The sequence below is a fragment of the Kitasatospora sp. A2-31 genome, from assembly GCF_022288725.1.
Classification (GTDB): domain Bacteria; phylum Actinomycetota; class Actinomycetes; order Streptomycetales; family Streptomycetaceae; genus Kitasatospora.
In genome coordinates this window covers 1-1,823 of the sequence record NZ_JAKNTA010000113.1, presented here as the reverse complement: position 1 = coordinate 1,823, position 1,823 = coordinate 1, and the positions used below count along the sequence as shown (strand labels likewise).

Annotated in this window: 2 protein-coding genes; one reads left to right on the top strand and one right to left on the bottom strand. The window is 73.5% G+C overall.

Features of this window, described 5'->3' with window-relative positions:
* On the bottom strand, positions 1 to 473 hold a 473-nt coding region (gene hpf, locus MCM47_RS39970; protein ID WP_238951751.1), incomplete at its 3' end, for a ribosome hibernation-promoting factor, HPF/YfiA family.
* Between the two features lie 369 nt (positions 474 to 842).
* On the opposite strand from hpf, the gene MCM47_RS39965 reads away from it, so the two are divergent.
* Positions 843 to 1,574, top strand: coding sequence for a ComF family protein (locus MCM47_RS39965; RefSeq protein WP_238862837.1), 732 nt, complete (start codon positions 843 to 845; stop codon positions 1,572 to 1,574).
* Positions 1,575 to 1,823: the final 249 nt, after the last annotated feature.

Genomic DNA, 1,823 nt, shown 5'->3' with positions numbered 1-1,823 from the left:
GTCTTCTCCCGGACCACCAGCGGGCCTTCGCCCTCCACTTCCAGGGAACCCATCATGGTCTTGCGGACGGCCCCGTTGGTCACACCCTCGGGCTCCGACGTCTCGGGTAGCGCGGCCAGGGCCGCGGTCGCCTCGGCGACGCTGATGGGGGTGCGGCCGTTGCCGCCCTTGTGGACCCGGCGCCGGTCTGCGGACTTGCGCAGCTGCGCGTCGAGCTTCGCCGAGGCCAGGTCGAGCGCCGCGTACGGGTCGCCGGCGGCGGCCTCGGCCCGGATCACCGGGCCACGGGTACGGAGAGTGATCTCCACGCGGTCCGACCGGTCGGCCTGCCGCGGGTTGTGTTCCTTGGACACCTCGACATCGAGGCTGATCGCCTTGGTGTCGAACTTCTGGACCTTCTCCAGCTTCTCGGCCACGTGATCCCGGAACCTCTTGGGCACCTCGGTCTTGCGGCCCTTGACGACGATGTCCACGCAGAACTCCGATCCCTCGTGCTGACGCCGATCCGGGTGCTACCGGATCGGGCTGAGACCCAGCTGGACCAGCCAATCCACTGCCGGCCCCCCGCTCCACCGCGAACGGCGGAAGCGACTGGCCCTCACCTCACTTCCTCCCCATCAGGGACGGTTGAAACCCCCTGGAGCCTCATCGAACACCTCACAGGGGGTTTTCGCCTCCCCAGGCGGATAAGTGGGTATGACCCGATGCTGTGGCCTGACCCGTCAAGCTGTTGCACCCTGTCTACCCTCCAGCGAGTGAAACATGGGTAGATACCTGGACAACACCCCTCGTACGGCGCATCCTTTGCTCACTCTCCGTGCCTGCAGCCGCCAGGAGCAGCCGTGCCGCCCACCTCCACGCCCACCCGTCCACAGACCGCCCAGGGCCCGTTCGCGCACGCACTGGCCGGCCTCCTGGACGTGCTGCTGCCGGCCCGCTGCGCCGGCTGCGGCATCGAGCGCACCCAGCTCTGCTCCGTCTGCCGCGGTGCGCTGGCCACCGCCCAGCCCGGGCCCACCGCGCTGCCCTGGGCGCACGCCGCCGCCCCCTACGCCGATCCGGTGCGCCAACTGCTGCTCGCCCACAAGGAAAGAGGGGCCCTGCGGCTGGCCGGCCCGCTGGGTGACGCGCTCGCCAGGGCCGTGCGCTCCTCGCTCGGGCCGCGCGCCGGGCTGGCGCCGCTGCTGCTGGTCCCGATGCCCTCCGCCCCGGCCGCCGTCCGTGCCCGCGGCCACGACCCGACGCTGCGGCTGGCCGACGCGGCCGCCCGGTCCCTGCGCCGGTCGGGGCTGGACGCCCGTTCGGCGTCCCTGCTGCGGCACACCCGCCCGGTCGCGGACCAGGCCGGGCTCTCCGCCGCCGAGCGGCGGCGCAACCTGCACGGCGCACTCACCGTGCTGCCGCGGGCGGACTGCCGGTTGAAGGGGCGTCAACCGGTACTGGTGGACGACCTGGTGACCACCGGCGCCAGCCTGGCCGAGGCCGCGCGGGCCCTGACCGCCGCCGGGCTCGCCCCGAAGGCGGCCGCCACCGTCGCGGCCGCCGTCCCGCGCCGAGGACCTCGGCCCGGGTAGACGGCGGTCCGGCCCGGGTGGCACCTCGGCGGCCCTCAGCCCGGGTAGACGAAGGCGGACGCCCGGAAGGTCGGGGTTGCCCCCCCGCCACTGACTGTTCACCAGCCGGTACACCTTGCCGTCCGCGGCCTGCCGCGCCAGCACCGGCTTGACCTCCTGCAGGACGTCGCCGCGCGCCTCGGACGCCTCCGCCGAGGACATCCCCTCGCCGCCCTGCAGCGGGGCCTCGCTGTTCTGCGAGCCGTCGGT